The sequence below is a fragment of the Candidatus Defluviilinea proxima genome (assembly GCA_016721115.1).
GTDB lineage: Bacteria > Chloroflexota > Anaerolineae > Anaerolineales > Villigracilaceae > Defluviilinea > Defluviilinea proxima.
The window spans coordinates 1,960,622-1,978,998 of sequence record JADKIW010000001.1 but is presented as its reverse complement, the minus strand read 5'-3'; the positions used below and the strand labels follow the sequence as shown (position 1 = coordinate 1,978,998).

The 18,377-nt window shown below is 45.5% G+C and carries 13 protein-coding genes; 5 read left to right on the top strand and 8 right to left on the bottom strand.

The features are described from left to right. Nucleotides 1-22 precede the first annotated feature (22 nt). Together nuoF and IPP66_09175 are read left to right on the top strand one after the other, a co-directional pair. The gene (gene nuoF, locus IPP66_09180) at nucleotides 23-1,675 is read left to right on the top strand and encodes an NADH-quinone oxidoreductase subunit NuoF (GenBank protein ID MBK9925451.1); all 1,653 of its coding nucleotides are present in this window, start codon (nucleotides 23-25) and stop codon (nucleotides 1,673-1,675) included. Between the two features lie 27 nt (nucleotides 1,676-1,702). Next, nucleotides 1,703-4,093 carry a molybdopterin-dependent oxidoreductase gene (locus IPP66_09175; GenBank protein MBK9925450.1) on the top strand — a complete coding sequence of 797 codons (2,391 nt, stop codon included), beginning with the start codon at nucleotides 1,703-1,705 and terminating at the stop codon, nucleotides 4,091-4,093. A gap of 74 nt (nucleotides 4,094-4,167) precedes the next feature. On the opposite strand, the gene IPP66_09170 is transcribed toward IPP66_09175, so the two are convergent. The 4 genes from IPP66_09170 to IPP66_09155 form a co-directional block, all read right to left on the bottom strand. Further along, nucleotides 4,168-6,117: an APC family permease gene (locus IPP66_09170; protein MBK9925449.1), complete on the bottom strand. Its 1,950-nt coding sequence runs from the start codon at nucleotides 6,115-6,117 to the stop codon at nucleotides 4,168-4,170. 36 nt (nucleotides 6,118-6,153) lie between these two features. Further along, nucleotides 6,154-6,768 (bottom strand): hypothetical protein, encoded by a 615-nt coding sequence (locus IPP66_09165; protein ID MBK9925448.1) that lies wholly within the window; start codon nucleotides 6,766-6,768, stop codon nucleotides 6,154-6,156. A 126-nt stretch (nucleotides 6,769-6,894) separates the two neighbouring features. Further along, complete coding sequence (locus IPP66_09160) at nucleotides 6,895-7,590, bottom strand: response regulator transcription factor (protein ID MBK9925447.1); 696 nt, start codon at nucleotides 7,588-7,590, stop codon at nucleotides 6,895-6,897. Beyond that, a complete protein-coding gene (locus IPP66_09155) occupies nucleotides 7,587-9,023 on the bottom strand; it encodes a DUF4118 domain-containing protein (GenBank protein ID MBK9925446.1) in 1,437 nt (478 codons plus the stop codon). The genes IPP66_09160 and IPP66_09155 overlap by 4 nt, the downstream gene beginning before the upstream one ends. A 483-nt stretch (nucleotides 9,024-9,506) precedes the next feature. On the opposite strand from IPP66_09155, the gene IPP66_09150 reads away from it, so the two are divergent. Next, nucleotides 9,507-10,187, top strand: a complete 681-nt coding sequence (locus IPP66_09150; protein ID MBK9925445.1) for a class I SAM-dependent methyltransferase — start codon at nucleotides 9,507-9,509, stop codon at nucleotides 10,185-10,187. A gap of 116 nt (nucleotides 10,188-10,303) precedes the next feature. Here IPP66_09150 and IPP66_09145 read toward each other — a convergent pair whose 3' ends face one another. From IPP66_09145 to IPP66_09130, 4 genes are all read right to left on the bottom strand, one after another. Next, on the bottom strand, nucleotides 10,304-11,074 hold the full coding sequence (locus IPP66_09145) for a hypothetical protein (GenBank protein ID MBK9925444.1): 771 nt from the start codon (nucleotides 11,072-11,074) through the stop codon (nucleotides 10,304-10,306). 77 nt (nucleotides 11,075-11,151) lie between these two features. Beyond that, nucleotides 11,152-11,967, bottom strand: a complete 816-nt coding sequence (locus IPP66_09140; GenBank protein ID MBK9925443.1) for a hypothetical protein — start codon at nucleotides 11,965-11,967, stop codon at nucleotides 11,152-11,154. A gap of 446 nt (nucleotides 11,968-12,413) precedes the next feature. Then, entirely contained in the window at nucleotides 12,414-13,109 is a 696-nt protein-coding gene (locus IPP66_09135; GenBank protein ID MBK9925442.1) for a response regulator transcription factor, read from the bottom strand. A gap of 5 nt (nucleotides 13,110-13,114) precedes the next feature. Continuing rightward, nucleotides 13,115-15,391 (bottom strand): GAF domain-containing protein, encoded by a 2,277-nt coding sequence (locus IPP66_09130; GenBank protein MBK9925441.1) that lies wholly within the window; start codon nucleotides 15,389-15,391, stop codon nucleotides 13,115-13,117. A 683-nt stretch (nucleotides 15,392-16,074) separates the two neighbouring features. Between IPP66_09130 and IPP66_09125 the strand changes: the two genes are divergently transcribed. Both IPP66_09125 and IPP66_09120 read left to right on the top strand, forming a co-directional pair. Beyond that, nucleotides 16,075-16,329 carry a hypothetical protein gene (locus IPP66_09125; GenBank protein ID MBK9925440.1) on the top strand — a complete coding sequence of 85 codons (255 nt, stop codon included), beginning with the start codon at nucleotides 16,075-16,077 and terminating at the stop codon, nucleotides 16,327-16,329. Between the two features lie 569 nt (nucleotides 16,330-16,898). After that, on the top strand, nucleotides 16,899-18,329 hold the full coding sequence (locus IPP66_09120) for a hypothetical protein (GenBank protein MBK9925439.1): 1,431 nt from the start codon (nucleotides 16,899-16,901) through the stop codon (nucleotides 18,327-18,329). Nucleotides 18,330-18,377: the final 48 nt, after the last annotated feature.

Here is an 18,377-nt window from a genome sequence, read left to right as displayed (position 1 = left end):
AGAAAGAGCCGAGAGGTGATAGATGAAAATAATCCGATCGATGGTGTTGGTCTCCGTTGATGAAGCCAGTCTGGAACATGGCGCTGAAAAGGTATTTCATGCATTCCTGGAAGAGATAGAAGAGTTCGGTCTCTCGGACCAGATCGCCGTATCCACGATCCGTGATGTGGGCGTGCACGAAGATGTACCGGTAGTGATCGTCTATCCCGATGCGGCTGTGTATGCGCCAGTACGGGTTGAGGATGTGCACACGATCGTTGAAGAACACCTTGTCAAAGGCAATATCGTCCCCAGTATGTTGACAATGATGCGCGGGCTGACGCCGGAAGTGGCATGGACACGTGAACGCCGCGGCGCGTTGCCCGTGCAAAAACGGATCGTGTTGGAACGGGCGGGTATCGTCAACCCAGCCAGCATCGAAGATTACATTCTGTATGATGGCTTTCAGGGACTAGGTAAAGCATTGACTCAGATGAAGCCATCTGAAGTCATTGCCGAAGTTGAAAAATCTGGGTTACAAGGGCGCGGCGGCGCGGGCTTTCCCACTGGACGCAAGTGGAGCTTTGTCTCAAGTACACCGGGCGATATCAAGTATGTGATCTGCAATGCCGATGAAAGCGAGCCAGGCACATTCAAAGATCGTCTCATCATCGAAGGCGACCCATTCAGCATTATCGAAGCAATGACGATTGCAGGCTACGCTGTCGGCGCACATGAAGGGTACATTTATATTCGCGGCGAATATCCTGTTGCCTACCGTCGCATCGAACATGCCATTCACCAAGCTGAGGAACATGGCATGTTGGGCAACAACATTTTCGATTCGGGTTTCAGTTTTCACATTCACCCGCACGCCGGAGCGGGAGCATACATTTGCGGTGAAGAAACTGCTTTGATCGAATCGCTCGAAGGCAAACGCGGTATGCCGCGCGCACGTCCGCCCTACCCCACCACGTATGGCCTGTTCGGAAAGCCGACCCTTGTGAACAACGTGGAAACGCTCGCCAACATACCGGCCATCATTCGTAATGGTGGCGTTTGGTATCGCGAGGTCGGTTCACCCAAGAGCACGGGCACCAAGGTATATACGATCATGGGCAATGTCAACTTTACCGGCGTGATCGAAGTGCCCATGGGTATCACACTGCGTGAAGTAATAGACATTTACGGCAAGGGCATGAAGAATGGCAAGAAACTCAAGCTAGTGCAAACTGGCGGATCTAGTGGAACAATCGTCCCTGCCAACTTGCAGGATACGCCAATGGACTTTGACTCGTTCCGTAATGCGGGCGTCTCATTGGGTTCGGGCGCACTGCTCATCTGCAATGAAGATACTTGCGTGGTAGATCTCGCAAAAGTCATCCTGCGATTCTTCCGCAACGAGTGCTGTGGCAAATGCACGCCTTGTCGCATCGGCACACTGCGCTTGTACGAGATCATGTCCGATATTTCAGAGGGCAAGGGCTCAATTAGTGATATTGACGAGATGTTGAAGATCTCTGAAGCCATGTCTGAAGTGTCCAATTGCGGCCTCGGTCAAACTGCCCCAACTGCCTTACTTGATGTTCTGAAATATTTCCGCGAAGAAGTTGAAGCGCACATCACCGACCACGTTTGCCCGGTTGGAGTTTGCCCTATCACAGCTCACGTACCTGAGTTACTCCCGGTCCCGTAACCGGCGAACGCACAAAAGGAGAGCACCATGATCAGCTTAACGATCAATGGCCAGACAGTCGAAGTCCCTGAAAATACAACCGTACTGAATGCCGCCGAACAAGCCGGGATCGTCATCCCTACCCTGTGCCATCACAAGGACCTGACCCCTTATGGCGGATGCCGCTTATGCTCGGTGGATATTCAAGGATTGCGGTTGCCTGCGACGGCTTGCACGATGCTTGTCTCGCCGGGCATGATCGTCCGCACTGAAAGCCCTGCGCTGACTCGCTACCGCCGCACCATTCTGGAATTATTGTTGGTCCGGTTTTACGATGCAGGCTATACCCACACTGACGGTTTTCCGACACTCGATACCCAATTCGCATACTGGGTGAATCACTATGGCATCGATATGAAAGCCGCAATGGCAAAGAAACCGTTCCGCCAAATCGATAGCGATCCAAATCCATTCGTCTGGGTGGACAAGAACAAATGTATCATGTGTACACGGTGTGTGCGTGCCTGTGCTGAAGTGCAAGCCCGCTTTGTGTGGACGCAGGCCTATCGAGGCTATGATTTGCAAATCGTCGCCGGATCCGCGACAAGCATGTTACAAGCGCGCTGTGAATCCTGCGGAGCTTGTGTGGCTCATTGCCCCACCGGCGCGTTGGATAACAAAATGTCTGTCAAGCTCGGCCCACCAGATCGTGTTGTTACTACAACCTGTGCCTATTGTAGTGTCGGTTGTCAACTTGACTTGCACGTCAAAGACGACGTACCGGGTGGACGCATATTACGAGTCACATCGAACAGCAAAGCTCCGGTCAACGGTGATCATTTGTGTGTCAAAGGGCGCTATGGCTACGAATTCATTCAATCACCACAACGAGTGAGGCGACCACGTGTGCGCAAGTATTTACTTGAAGGGACGCCACGTCCACAAAACCGTGGGCCATGGGTGGAAGTGGATTGGGAAACGGCGCTGAATATCACAGCCAATAGTCTGCGCAACGCACGAGACCAACATGGTCCAGATCGTATCGGCATCCTGACATCGGGCAAGTGCTTGAACGAAGAAAACTATCTTATGAATAAGCTGGCCCGTCAAGTATTGGGGACGAACAACATTGATTGTTGCGAACACGTCAACCATGCCAGTACAGTAACCGGTTTTGAATCCCTTATGGAATGGAACGCTCAATCGAACTCGCTGGAAGATGTGGCAAAGGAAGCCAAGTCCATTCTGGTGATCGGCTCCAACACCACAGAACAACATCCCATCTTTGGGGTCAAACTCCGCCAGGCGGTTCTTCAGCGTGGGTGTAAATTGGTGGTGGCACACCCGGACTTCATCAACATGTCTGAATATGCAACACTGCGATTGGTCCATAAACCCGGCACAGAGACGACACTGGTCAATGGTTTGATCCACATCATCCTACAAAACGGGTGGGAAAACCGCGACTTCATTGAGAAACATACGCTGGGTTTTGATGAGATCAAACAGGGCGTGGAAAAGTTCACGCCTGCCTATGTAGCAAAGATCACAGGTGTTGATGAAGACACACTGAAACAGTCTGCGGAAATTATGGCGAAGGAACGCCCGATGTCTATTGTTTGGAGTGTGGATCTGGCAACACATTCCATGGGGCGAGAGAAAGTTATCAGCCTGGTCAATCTCCAATTGATGTTGGGCAACCTCGGGGTAGGTGGAGGCGGCTTGATCCCATTGCGAAGTCACAGCAACTCACAAGGCGCATGTGACATGGGCGGGCATCCAGCCTATTATCCCGGCTATCAAGCAGTTGATGAATCTTCCACACGCAGAAAGTTCGAGGCGGCTTGGGGCAAGGGAATACCGACCAAAGTTGGCATGACTGCACAAGAGATGATGAATGCTGCAGCGGATGGAAAATTACAGGCGCTATATATTATGGGTGAGGACCTGATCGGCGGCGCATTAGACGGACCGCACTTGCGAAAGAGTTTATGCAGTTGTGATTTTATAGTGATGCAGGGATGCTTCGAATCAGAAACATCACGCTGTGCCGATGTTTTTTTGCCAGGCGTGACGTTTGCTGAAAAGACTGGTACCTTCACAAGCACCGAGCGCAGGATACAAATGGTGCATCAGGCCATCGCACCGCAAGGCGAAACGCGCCCCGATTGGCAGATCATTACAGATATTGCCCGCCGCATCAAATCAGACGGTTTGAACGGTTCTGAACACGCCGGTTGGAACTATAGCGATACATCGCAGATCATGGCTGAGATCGCCATGTTGACTCCCATTTATGCTGGTATCTCGCACGAACGCCTTGAGCACATCCAATACCTGCAATGGCCCGTTAAAAACTTGAGTCACCCTGGAACGCCCATGTTGTCAGTTGACAATTTCAAAGACGCGCACGGAAAGTTTACGCTTGTTGATGTGTAATAGGTGTTCTAAAAAATGAAAGATAACAAAAAATGCTCCCGTTGTTCGGGAGCATTTTTTGTTAATACCGTTATCTATTCATGCACATGGTAAGGCACATTGATAATTACGATGCCGGGATACCGTTTCAATTGGCTACGCAGATATTCTGCTGTGTTCGTATGCAATGTGGCGGCGATACGATTGTTCGAGATAAATTCTGGAACAACAATGGTCATGGTCTCGCCGGGTTGACGTCGCTCTGCAATATCTCTGATGTATTCCAGCAAAGGCTCCAGTAGAATTCTGTACGGCGAATTCAATATCACCATACGTACGCCATCGCCCCATGCCTCCCATTTTTTACGTACTTTCTCTGCTTCCGCCGGTTCGATCGAAATATGGACCGCCGTTATATCATCGGACAATATGCGTGCATATCGAAGCGCCGCCAGCGTACCCTGATGCACACTGCTGACCAGCAAGATGACACGATGGCGCATATTCCGCGTAGGGACGGGGGCGAAGTGATCCAGCGATAATTTTTTAGCAAGCCCTTTATAGTGAAAGTGAATGGAAAAGAAGATGGCAACAAGAACCGGCGTCAGGATCAAGACGACCCAGGCACCTTCCTTGAATTTGGTGACAGCAAACACAACCATGACGATCGCTGTACAAAGAGATCCAAAGCCATTGATCACCATTCTATACTGCCAGCCTTTTTCGTAACGTAATGTGGAACCGGGCTCAACAACTTCTTCGCCTTGCTTTAAGTGCCCGATCTTCCACCAACGACGTGCCATGCCCGCTTGTGAAAGGGTAAAGGAAAGGAACACACCAATTGCATATAGCGGGATGAGTCGCGTAACGCTGGCCTGAAAGATGATGATCAAAACTGACGAGATCACGGCCAATGTGACAATGCCACGGGAGTATACAAGACGACTTCCACGGTATGTGAGTTGGCGCGGAAGAAACCCATCTCCTGCATGAAGCGCACCGAGACGAGGAAAATCTGCAAAAGCTGTGTTCGCCGCCATGATGAGGATCACAGTTGTACCGGAGATCAACAACAGATACAGGCTTCCTCTACCGCCAAAGATCGTGCGGGCCAATTGTGAAATGACAGTTTCCTGCTCAGAAAATACTGCTTGCACGTGACCGGTGAGGAAAGAAAGCCCAAGGAACAACGAACCCAGGATCAGGGACATCCAAATTAGAGTAATCCCTGCATTTCTACTACGAGGTTCCTTGAAAGCAGTAATACCATTCGAGATCGCTTCAACGCCTGTAAGAGCAGTTGTCCCATTGGCGAATGCATGAAGCAAGATAAAGGGAGTGATCGCTGAAATGACAGTATGTGGCTCAAAGTGCGGAGGGTCCACAACCACGCCCAGCGAGCCGGTGAAGTAGCGGACCAAGCCTGCACCTACAGTGAAGATCATCATCACGACGAAAAAGTATGTAGGGACGGCAAATGCGGCACCCGACTCTTTTACTCCTCGCAAATTGATCAGCATAATCAAAAATACAGCGACTACAGCGATCAATACACGATAAGGGAAAAGACCCGGGTAAGCAGATACGATCTGAGCAACACCTGCAGAAATGGATACAGACACAGTAAGAATGTAGTCTGTAAGAAGTGCCGCGCCGGCTGTTTGCGCTGGAAGTTCACCGAGATTATCGCGTGCCACAATATACGCACCGCCACCTCCAGGATAGGCATGGATCGTCTGTTCATAAGAAATCGTTACGATCGCAAGCAGAGTGATAATAGCAATGGAAATCGGAAATAAATACCCGTACGCCACTGCCCCTGCCGCGGCAACGACGCCCAGAATTTCCTGTGTTGCGTATGCCGTGGAGGAAAGCGCATCTGAGGCAAACACCGCAAGGCCAACGACCTTTCCAATGGTTTGATGAGGCGCATCCGCAGTGGATAAGGGGTGACCGATCAGCCAGGAACGCAAGGTTCGTGGCGGTTTGTATTCTGAATTTCTTTCAATAATCGATGTAGCTAAATTGTCTTCATGTGTAAGCATACGATAACGTCCAATTCAATTGTGATTTTCAATGTCTTATCCGAACAGGCTATTCCATAACCAGATCAACCCAACAGTGCCAACCAGCGAAATCAATTGCAAAACAGTCACCCACTCTTTCGCGGCGTGGTCCACTTTGACTTGCAAGAAAAAGAAGCCAACGACGATGGCGACGGAACCGGTCCATGCCGCAACCTGTGCAAACCAATTCGAGCGCGGTTTGTTTTCAGAACGGATTCCTGTAATGATCTGGATGGGGATATTCAACTCCGCCTGCAATAGGTTGGTCTGTTGACCCTGCCAATACACAACCGTATCCCCTGATCGCGCACACGAGTTCACAGCTTGCGCCCAATCATTTCCAAATAGGATCTCGAAATCAGCGGACACATTGCCAGTGTTTGCCATGGCTGAGATCGTTGCCAACGAACGGCGGAGACTTGATTCATACAGCGCGTCTTTACATAGACCGAGGAACTGGATACTTGCCCCTGCGACATTCGCCAACTCCCAAACTCTGCGCACGATGGCTGTGAGATCATCCTCCGGGCTGAGAATCGGGACAATGAAACGGCGACCAGTTTCAAGGTCCGATTGAGAAGCGTTGGGAACGATCATGTTCGAATATTTTGTATCATTTAGTTTAAGCATGTCACCTCACGTATGAGACAATCCTATCAACCCCATATAAAATGGTGACAAAAAAATCAGGCAATCGTATAAAGAACAAATAAAAACGCCCTTTTGCAAGGGCGCTGTAAGGGTAGTTGACGTTGTTTACTCGTCTGCAATGAACCGGTATCCAATCCCTGGTTCGGTAAGAATATATTGTGGACGTTCTGGGTCTGATTCGAGTTTCTTCCGTAGTTGCCGCATGTACACCCGCAGATATTCTGTATGGTCGGCATCTGCGGGGCCCCACACATGGGTGAGAATGCTTTGGTGCGTGAGAACACGCCCACGATTGGAAGCTAGATAGGCAAGCAGTTTATATTCTGTGCCGGTCAACTTGACTTCTTCTTCCCCTCGTTTGACCAAATGCCACGCCAGATCCACTGTAATCGGGCCAGCTGTGACAATCTTATTTTGCCCACCCTGCATATGCGCGGAATGCCGTAATGCGACACGTACACGGGCAAGAAGTTCTTCAATACTAAAGGGTTTGGTGAGATAGTCATCTGCGCCACGATCCAAAGCGGCCACCTTTTGGCGCTCACTATCACGCACAGAGAGAATAATGATCGGCGTTTGAGTCCATTCACGCAAGCGCGAACACACCTCAACGCCGTCCATGTCCGGTAGTCCTAGATCGAGAATAATGAGATCGGGCAGGTTTGCTGCGGCGAGGGCCAAACCATCCTCCCCCCGGCTGGCTGTAGATACCTGAAACTGTTTTTCGGTCAATATCGTACGAAGTGCGCGTTGTATTTGCACTTCATCATCAATGATAAGGATGTGGGGAGTGTTGCTCATTCTGATTCTGTGTCCATGGGAAGTATGGGAGACCTTACTCCATCCAGAGTGAGTGGCACTGTGAAATTAAATGCCAAACCGTCTGGAACATTTTCAGCCCAAATGCGCCCGCCATGCGCTTCGATAATCCCTTTACAGATGGAGAGACCCAAACCTGTACCCGTCACACGGTCAGCGGCGGTGATGCGATAAAACTTATCAAAAATACGGTCCATATCCTCGGGCGGCACTTGCGGCCCCTGATTTCTAAGTTGCACATGGACCATGTCATCCAGTACCTGTGCACGAATACAAACAATCGTGTTGGCAGGTGCATATTTCAAGCTATTGCTGATCAAGTTCGTAAAAACCTGTTCCATTTGCACATAATCTACCGGGATCAGCGGCAGGTTTTCAGGCACAAGGATATCCAGTTTGTGTTCCGTAGTTTGATTCTTCATCCGCGCAAGCACACTACCGATGATCTCAGGCAGGATATTCCATTCACGCTTCGGCTTAAGCACTCCCGATTCGATGCGCGACATATCGAGCAAATTTCCAACGAGCATGTTGAGATGATCTGCCTCATCATCAATTGCCGCGATCAGGTCTGTGGATGCAGGGGAATCCCAATTGACTTCTCCGCTTCGCAAACTGGACGCGGCGGCTTTGATAGTGGAAAGCGGCGTTCTCAATTCATGGGAAACAGACGACAAAATAACCGACTTAAGCTGGTCACTTTCTTCCAATACACGTGCTCTAGATTCCGCTTGAGCCAACCAGGCACGTTCCAGCGCAAGGGCACCCTGACTGGCAAAAGTCCTGAGAAGTCGTTTTTCATTCGAAGTTATATCCAGCGAAGTTCTCCAGATCCGAATCTCACCTAAAGTTCCACGTGCCGCTTCAATTGGGATAACAAAGTCTGGCAAACGATCTACTTCCCCATCATCTGGCAATTTACATATAAAAGGTTGAGTCCCTTTCACACTAAGTTCTACATATTCACTGTATGTCACAGCTTTTATCTGCTTGGCAAGGATCTGTGCAATGGTATGGTCATCTTGCAAGCCCGTCAGGGAAATGCTCAATTCATAAAGCTGAGTTGTCTCACGTTCACGGGCAGTTGCCGCGGCAAGGCCTGCTTGTGCCGACCCCACCAGTTGGCTAATGACAATGGCGACAACCAGAAAAATGATCAATATCACCACATCTGTTGGCCGATGAACCGCCAGTGAATAATAGGGCCGAATGAAAAAATAGTTAAACGCAAAAAATGTAGCCACTGCGCTGGCAACCCCGGGGACCAAACCCCATCGGGCCGTAATGATACCTAATGGAATTAAATAAAGTAGAGCAATAAGTGTTGTTTCAAGAACATCCCGGAGAACGAATAGAATCCCTGTGATCAGCGAGAGAAATAAAAGAGCAAGGATATATTGCCAAAATCGTGACATGGTACAGTGGCATTCATTATACCTGTTTGGAAATTCGAAGGAATGCTTAGGTTTACCCAGCATCCAAAATAAAAGACCGCCTTAAGGCGGTCTTTTGTGTGCCGAGGGGGAGATTTGGACTCCCGACCAAGGGCTTATGAGTTAGACCCTCAATGGGTAATAATTTTCACCCACATATGTGGAATAACTCGATATTCTGTGCAACTCTTGCATATATATGGCGGTATTTTTGATGATTATCAACTTTGATAATCCCCTGCACATGAGTATGCAGGTATATGGATGGTACGACATAATATTAATCTCGTCAAGAAAATTGTAACAACAATTATTTGTGGTGACAATTAATTGTCTATGCGTTTATGAGGTCATCCAACAATAATTGCAGTAGCACATCATTGATATCAATGGAAAATAAGGCTATACTTTTCCAATATCGAACAAAGCATGTTTTGCAGTCCACCATCAAGGGAAATTGCTATTATGGATCAAGAACAAATAAAAACATATATAAATGAATTATTGGATATCGATTCAAGAAATATTGCCAGGGAACTAAAAAGAAGAGCCCTAGCTGAGACATGTGATTACATTGAAACAAACATGCCTTTAGTGAATTCAGGGTTTGAGAACCGATTTGAGTTACTTGAGCATGCCACAGGAGAGGCAAAAATAATTGATGGGTTATGGTTAGAATTCGGCGTTTACACAGGAAGTACCATTAAATTTATTGCAGAAAGAACAACTGCATTTCCTGTATATGGTTTCGACTCATTTGAAGGAAACCCGGAAGACTGGAGAAGTGAATACAAAAAGGGAGCGTTTGCGCTTGATACTCCACCTGTATTTCCAAACAACATATTAATAGTTAGAGGCCTCTTTCAAGACACATTTCCAAAATTTCTAGGTACAAACAAAGAGAATATAGCATTTGTGCACATTGACTGTGATCTGTATTCTTCAGCAAAAATTATTTTTGATATGGTGGGTCACCGATTCATCAATGGCACGATAATTGTTTTTGATGAGTTTTTTAATTATCCAGGCTGGAAAAATCACGAATTTAGAGCCTTTATGGAATTTATTGAAAGCAACAACCGTAAATTTGAATATATTGGTTATGTATACAAACACTCACAGGTTGCAATAAGAATATTGTCCTGATTCAAAGTTCATTACGGTTATTTCCAAACAACTTCAAGATGGCTGAGGCGTTGAAAACCTCAGCCACTTCATTTATCGTTTATCAGCAAATATCCCAGATTGTTGGTTTGATATTCTTATCTTGGAATCCTAAATCGAATCCACTGCGAATTTTCTCTAAGACTAAATTCGACCCCATTTGACAGAGTTTCGAATCCCGCATCCTGGCTGCCATCGTTATCGATAGTGCTGCGGTAGTTAGTATATCCATAAATTTTAGTATGGAAATATCCCAACCACGGTGCAACAGCTTGAGGATTCTCAAGATTGACTGTCACCACAGGCCAGATCTTATTTTCGGGGCCACATAACAATAATCTCCGCAATTCTCGACCTAATCCACTCTGCCAATATATCAAATCCACTAATTCATCCACAAAGAGCAAAATCGACTGGCGACTGTTCCGATGCATTTCGATCCAAGCAGCCAAGGCTCGAATAAGGTTCATTGCTCCTGTTTCTTGTGTCGAAAAGACTCCTATACAATGGGGATAATCAGCATAACGCGCCCATTCATATGGACGGGCTGTCATCACACCATATTGAATCTCGTATGGTTGATGAGTAGATACAACGAAATTGGCTATCATTTTCAGCAGGTCCGTCTTGCCTGTTTCTGAATCCCCAGCTATTAGAATCGGTCCAGGTGCTGGATCCCATAGATTCAGCAAAACTGGGAAACCATCATCTGCTAGTCCTAATAACAATGCCTCCTCTGGAAACGGGCCGATTTTCCTTAAGACGTTCTTAAGTAACGGCCGTTGAAGAGTCGGCGCAGGTTGCACCAATTCGGTATCGATCACCAAACCTTCCCAAATTTCATTACTTAGTTTCAAATCCAGGTTCATGGTGTTCTCCTTGGTAAACTGTTCCACCTCATTGAGGTCAAAGGTTGTTTGTGAGTAGCCTATACCAGGCGGCTTCCTTAATTGTCCTTGGAAGTCCTTCGCTGGCGAGACAGGGAATTCCTTTGAATGTTTAACCCTAACAAATCGTTCCCATTTCCCGGAAATCTATTGCCGAATGGGGCATCATTGTTGCCTTGAATAGCGATATCCGGCAACTTATCTGATTTTCCCAAAACAGCAGCTATTTGCATGACCAAAGCATCGAAAGCTTCGTTCTGGCTTTTATCGCCAAACTGCTCAAATAATGGCCGAAGTCGATCGACCGCAGCATTACCAACTGCCTTGGCTGCTGATACTTCTTGTAGTGCTTCCTGGAAAGTCTTGTTTGGCTGCAAGTTCATAATGCTCACTGCAAATCGGTTATCCATCAAAATCCCGAAACTCCGTAACCGACTAGCCGCATTCCGACTAATGATTTGCTTCAGATATGCCAACCCCTCATCAGTTGCCAATCTTTGGTAAGTTTGAGATATTACGACAACGTTGCGGACAATATCCGTCACGCTTGTCTTCACAATTTCTCCCCAAGGAGCATCGCCTTCGAAGTGAAGAGCCTGCATTCTTTTTTCCTCGCTGGTTTTGCGTAGATCAATGGAGTAGTAGGCTTTCATCTCAATATCGACTGCAACCATATCACTTGTAAATACATTTTCCAATGTAAGTATTGCTGTCCGCATATCCAACCTTACCTCTTTGGTTACCTCCTCAATTCCCGAAGAAAGGAGAGTCCACTCATTGGGATTGGCAAATCGCTTAAACTTCCCCCACTTGGAGTAGATTACTCCAACGTGATTTTCAGTTGGGCGATAGAAGACTTTCATAATTGTAGTCATACCGAATCTCCTCTCGTATGGGATTAATCCCATCTCACAAATAGAACTTATCAGCTACTTGTTTGCTCTCCTTATTTGCCTAGCACCGAGCTGGCAAACATTATGTATATGAATTTGAATTCATTATGTTTCTTTTTGAATTCACGGTCAACCAAATAATATCCAAACTAAATCAAAATTATTTGTCATGGTCTTTGGTAATTTTGTAAAAGAACACATCAAAGGTTAATGGAATTTCAAGTTTCAAAGATTTATCCAAAAACCTTCTTTCCACCTTCAGAATACACAAATTACCAATTAGTTCCCATACGTGCACAGATTGAGTTTCTTTCAGTTTACAAAACATGCACAATGCCTGAAACAAAATGATTTTCATTTTGGCATTAAACTAATTTTAGCCAAACAACAAGAAGTTGTTTGGCTAAAAAGAAATACTTTTATTGAGATCAGTCGCGCGAATAACGTGTCCGCATTGTGCGGTACCAGCGAATTAAATCATCGGTTTCTGCATCTGGACCAATTTCATCTGTTTCAATCAAAATGTCCCTTATCCTAGGCAACCTTGCTCGAATCCCTTCAACTGTTAGCCCCACTTCGTTGGCGATTTCTGTCAAGCTTTTGTCTTGGTCGATGAACTTTAATGTCTCCCATTGCTTGCTATCAAGGGGATCCGGTTTATCAGCGATCGACTTTGGAAGAAACAACGACGGTGTTGGAGAAATAAATACGTACCCCAGCCATACGAACTTCAGTAAGCTAGGTAAATCTACTTGTTCCCCACGTAAAGCAACAAAAGAAGCCTGGAGAGTCAAAAGCTTTCTCAACACAAGGCTATAATCAAACTCCTTAGGCCCTGCTGAAGTATAAGCAAGGATCTTCACGGATTGTGCTTCAGGCTTTTCTCGAAGTTTTTTAATCAATGCAATACCACCACGAATTGGGTCTTCGAGAACTGGCGGGATACCCAGATCAATCATAGCCACATCAATATGTTTTTTTTCTTTAGCTACTTTTCCAACCTGATATAGAGCCCCATCAATATCTTGGGCATAAATGACATTCCAACCTATCTCCTTCAACTCACTTTGTAACGCCCTGAGTTGAATATTTGAATCTTCAACCAGAAGGACTGTTATATCCATAATTCTCACACCTCATGATTTAATGGTATTACTGGAATTGAGACTTCAACAATAGTGCCCGTGCCATCATAGCCTTTCTCAATCTTTGTCTCCGCTCTAAACCTCTCTTCAAGTTCTTTCAGGATGGAAAAGATGCCTCTTCGACTCTTTTTGACTTTAGCAGAGTCATCAAGCGGGTTTCCGTCATTAATAATTTGCACCCAAATACTACGAGGTCTTCTTTGTGCCTTGACAATGACCTCCTTTGTTGCACCGTGAAAGACAGCATTATTCATCGACTCTGTGATTACTCTATAAACGGCCAATTTTGCCCACGATCCTTCTCTCTCAATTTGAGGATCCATATCAATTATTGTTGATGGCTTGGGACCGCGCTGCCGCGATGGAGGTAAAGCACTTGCATAGTTCTCCACTTCGCTTAGAATCGACTGGCGCCAAAATAAAGGAGGTATAGATGCATCCACTATATTTGCTGCATCCAAGAAACCGTCAACACGGTTCAACAACTCCAACATTCCACATTTTGAGAAATCACGTTGTTCAAATTGTCGGCATGAATTTTCGAATATTTTGGCACCTTCATCAACAACCCCGGTTTTTAAACCATAACGACTAAACAAATTATGTATCCCTAACTCTGGCCTACCATAACCCTCAATAAGAATAGCCCGGTACCGATTACGAATTGCCAACATGGCAAATGTTTGGGAAAAATTCAACACCATAAATTTAAATAAGCCATCAAACTTTCTCGCCTGTCTAAAATTCAGGAACATTGCTCCAAGTCTTTCTTTTGGAGTTCCGATTGGCAAAAAACAGACTGACTTTACGCCTTCACGAACACTAAAATGAGACGGTCGCGTATCATCGTAACTTGAAAACAATAAATTTTCTTTTACAATTTCAATAAATTGTGGGCGCCATTCCCTAATCAGTTTAAAAAGCAAACTATCCGGGCGACTGATCGGATTTTTCATCCTCTCTGGATTATTCAGTTTGCCCTCGATGAACGGTGCGCTTATAGGGTAACCAGCAGGTGAAAGTGGATAATACCCAACAATATCCGCACCCAATTTGCGCATCGCAAATTTTGCAAATTCTCTGAATATATCTTCCTCGCTGTAAGACTCCTTGGATAATTCCTCCCATAAGTTGTAGGCATCATCAACTAGCAGATCGCTTTTTTGAGCAGAAAGTGCAGCACCAAGGATTCTAGCAATGACTTCCAAAGAGCGAATATCCTGTCGACTAAACACCCCCGTCTGTGTATCTTGAATATCAAGAACACCATACGGGATCCCTAAATAATGTATTGGTATGGCAATCTCTGCTCGTGTATCATCCTGTGACTTGTCAAGAAAATTATAATAATACTCACATTTCCTGATGTCATTCCAGGCCAGAATCTCTCCTGTGCGAAAACTTCTGCCCGTGATACCTAAATCAATTGGAATATCCTTACCCACGAAATTGGGGCCTTCGCCATGCTGGCCAGCTATCCTTAACCTTCCTTCTTCCATGCTCGGCTCAAGGATATAAACGCGTTTGTACCTAAGTCTGTCCCCAATTAGCTCAACAATTCCATCCCATTGCTTATTCGTCTGGGGAACACCTAAAATGTTATTAATAAGATCACGAATAACGCTCGCATGAACATGATCTTCCACTTCAAGCCTTTGCATAATAAAGACAATAAATGCAATAGCCGTTGTCATTCCTGAAACACCCCAAACGACACGCGTATTTGTTACCGTGTTTTGTAGACTAATGAAAGCAACAAGCCCGAACGATATCGCCACAATAGTCCAAAACACTGTTGTCGCCCAAAACCACCTTTCTATTTTGGGCCATCGGAACCATCGTAATGCATCATATGCGAGCCATGCCAGCGTAAACAGGTTATATATAACCACCAGCAAGGCAATTATCCCCCCCTGATTCAAAGTGCTGTTGCCAATCGAAAGCATTAAACCAAAATTCGCAACGACGACAAACCAAAATATTACAACACGGGTTCTATATCGCTTTTGCACTTTCAATTCAGATGTAACGACTAATGCAAGGTAACGGCGAATTACATACACTGTCTCCCATCCCCAGGCCGCTACATTCACTAAGGCCCACGACCAGAAAATAATTTCTCCCCAATTGCTTTCAGTAGTTTCCCAACTTAAATATCCAATAATAGCCGCACAGACGACGAACATTGCAACACGCGCCCGTTTAGCCCATAAGCGTAGCCAAATGCTTGGCGCTCTGAGGGGATCTTCAGTTGTCAGCATAAAAACTCCATATCACGGCGATTTCAAATATTGTAGTGCAATTTGTTACATAAACCAATCATTCCTAGTATAGTAGGATTCTTGTTTAGACATACCAGAAGTTGTAAAGGACCAAAAAATTTTTGGTTTTACGGAAAAGTTTTTTGGAAAGCTTTGGCACTGATGGCACTTAAAAGCCCTCGGCTTTTGTTATAAAAACGGCAGGTTTAGGGACAAGGGCTACGGCGAAAGGCGTCGTATAATTGACCCAGTCAACGTTGCCATCAAAAATCGGATTGAATTCTTTGCTTCGCGACATTGCCAAACATCATAACGGGAGCCTGCATGGATCAGAGCCAGCTGAATTGGATTACAAACTTCATCTGGAATATCGTGGACAATAAACTGCGAGACATGTACGTACGCGGCAAGTATTGGGATGTGATCCTGCCGATGACTGTCATACGACGGTTGATGCGATTTTGGAGTCGACGAAGCAGGATGTGCTCAAGATGAAAACAATGCTGCAATAAAGAGGGAATCGCCGATCAGCACGGGGCGCTGATTAAGGCGTCAGGAAAATCCTTCTACAACACCTCCCTGTATACGTTGCGTGCCCGGGCGAAACAAGTTCAACTAAAAACCGACTTCGAAGCCTATCTGGATCCAAATTTGACCAGGCTCTTGAAGGAGTATTAGAACGAGTGATTGATCATCTTGAGCGAAATGCCAATTGCCTCAACGGTCTCAACGAAGACACAATTACCGCCTTCCTAACTGCTTTTCTCACCATGCTAGGTTTACGCGTCGCCCAGCAGGCACACACCAATGGCCATGTCAATCTCACCATCGAAGCAGAACACACTCCCTCGCTTGGTAGGCGTATTGGCGAAGTAAAAATCTATAATGGTCCTGAATACCATGAAAAAGGTTTAGAACAACTGGTTAACCTGCTATGAAACTGGTCGAGAAGGCTCTGGAGTATTAGTGGAGTATGTCAAGAAGCCAAATATCAAAGGGCTGGTTGGCAAACTCAAAGAGCGCATGGCTACCAATAAACCATGTGCTCAAACCGGCACATCCCAAGACCACCGCATCCATTGGGCTTTTGTGACATATCACTTACGCAGCAGCAGAGAACTTGTACGTGTGGTGCATTTGAGCTGCAATTTGTGTAGGCAATGATTGTTTTATGCAACAATGTTGCGGATGATTTGTTGGATAATTGAGTTTTTGAGTGATTAATGACCCGATATCGATAATTTGATATTTGGCTTAACAAAAAGTGTTTGGGGTTTGGACCAAGACTTTTTTAGATTTTTGGAATAAATGGTTAATTAGTGGCGGATTTTTATCTTGGATACAACCCCATATAATACTCTTAGAGAAAGATTTCTCCCCAGGATTGTTCTGCTCTGAAGCTCAAAAGGATCGTTCTTTGCGAATTTCGGAATGTGAGAAATTATCTCTGGAATTGACGGCTCAATGAAAGGTATCAATCACGACCAATAAAGAAAAGGAGGGTACGTTGACTAGGTTATTTGGTGCAGATGGTATCAGGGGAGAAATGGATGTGTCGCCATTGGATGTTGAAAGCGTTTCTCGAATCGCTGGCGCGGTCGGTCTTTATATTCGAGAAAAGCAAATGGAACCTGTTTGTTTAATAGGCTCAGACACTCGTGAATCATCCCAAAGATTGAAAAGAATATTTATTGATCGGCTGAACAAATTCGGTGTCGGAACTGTTGATGCCGAAATATTACCTACATCCGCCATTTCCTATTTGATTGCAAAAAAAGGAGTCTTTTCTGCTGGGATAGTGTTCTCTGCATCTCATAATCCCATTAACGAAAATGGCATCAAGATTTTTAATGAACATGGCATAAAATTATCGGTGGATGATGAAACAAAGATTGAGAGATACTATGATGAAATTGATGGTTTGCCCGCAATATTGAATTACGCCACCAATGTTAGAGACCATGATTACGTCAAACAGTATACGCGCCAATTGGTTAGGGAGTTTAAAGATTATAACTGGAGTAGTTTAAACTTGGTATTGGATTGCGCAAACGGAGCATCTCATATGACAGCTCCTAATGTACTGGAAAGTCTTGGCTGTAAATTCTCTCTAATTCATGCGTGGTCTGACGGCACAAACATCAATCAAGATGCTGGTAGCGAGTTCGCAAGGCATGATCCAGGCAAATTGGGAGAATTACTATCACGATACCACGGCGCTGTTTCTGTGTCACTGGATGGTGACGCCGACAGAGTAGTCTTAGTTGATAAATTTCTCAATTATTATGATGGAGATTCCATACTTGCACTTTTGGGATTACGCTACAAGAACCAAGAAATACTAAAAGGGAACAAGGTAGTCGGAACCCCAATGAGCAACCCAGCCTTGCGAGAATATTTAGCAAGGAACGGCATCACCTTCAAGGTTGTTTCTAATGGTGATAAATACATTACATCCGCCATCATGGATGAAGACTTGGTACTGGGTGGTGAACAAATTGGTCACATAGTCATTCACACTCAGCCCGATTGGGTTACTGGTGATGGGCTTAGAACAGCCCTGACAGTTTTAAGTGAACTAGCCGAGAATCCAGATATGACTATTATGGATATGTTGCCAGGGATGAAAAAATATCCACAACTTGTTGTATCCATAAATCTAGATCAGAGAACATCCCAGAAAAAGGAGGAAATCTGCGGGTTATGTGACTTGATCGACAAAATCGAGCTTGATCATCCTGATGTAAAAATATCCCAATGCCGGCCTGCCAGCACTGAGAGTTGTTATCGGCTGGTCATTGCTTCCAGAGCAACGCCCGTGGCCATACTATTATCAATGGCAAAAAAGCTGGGAAATTGTGTCTACCAGAGCATTGCCACACAAAACCAAGCAATTCATGCTTTGGATTGTGCCAAGGGCGGAGAACATATTATCTAACAACAAGTCAACTTTAAAAAGTTCGGCATCCGTATAATTCTTCCGGAT